Genomic DNA, 325 nt, shown 5'->3' with positions numbered 1-325 from the left:
TACTTTTGCAGCGTCGAAGAAACAAGACAACGCCGAAATGGTTTGGTGATCTTGAAACAACTTCCGACTACTTTATAATATGAATACTCAGATTATGAGAGTGGTGAAGCAGGGCGAGGCTTTCGCCGTGCAGAGCCAGAAGAGCGAGAACGGCCAGATGATGAAGTGCAACATCGTGTTGCAGGAGATGGGCGGCAAGTATGAGAACCAATATGCTGCCGCAATGCTCGGCAATATGGCGCTGTGCAAGTTTGCTCCGGGAGCACTGGTTGCAGTTACGCTCCGATTCACGGCTCGTGAGTATAATGGGCAGGTTTATCAGGAT

At 49.5% G+C, this 325-nt stretch carries 1 protein-coding gene; it reads left to right on the top strand.

Features of this window, described 5'->3' with window-relative positions:
- Window positions 1-79: 79 nt before the first annotated feature.
- Window positions 80-325, top strand: a 246-nt coding sequence (locus tag DXD25_RS15345) for a DUF3127 domain-containing protein (protein ID WP_117664264.1), incomplete at its 3' end; no start/stop codon positions are given.

Origin of the sequence: Prevotella sp. TF12-30 (assembly GCF_003436715.1) — a bacterium.
GTDB lineage: Bacteria > Bacteroidota > Bacteroidia > Bacteroidales > Bacteroidaceae > Prevotella > Prevotella copri_A.
Note: the sequence above shows the minus strand (reverse complement) of the source record. Positions and strands in the feature narration are given on the sequence as shown.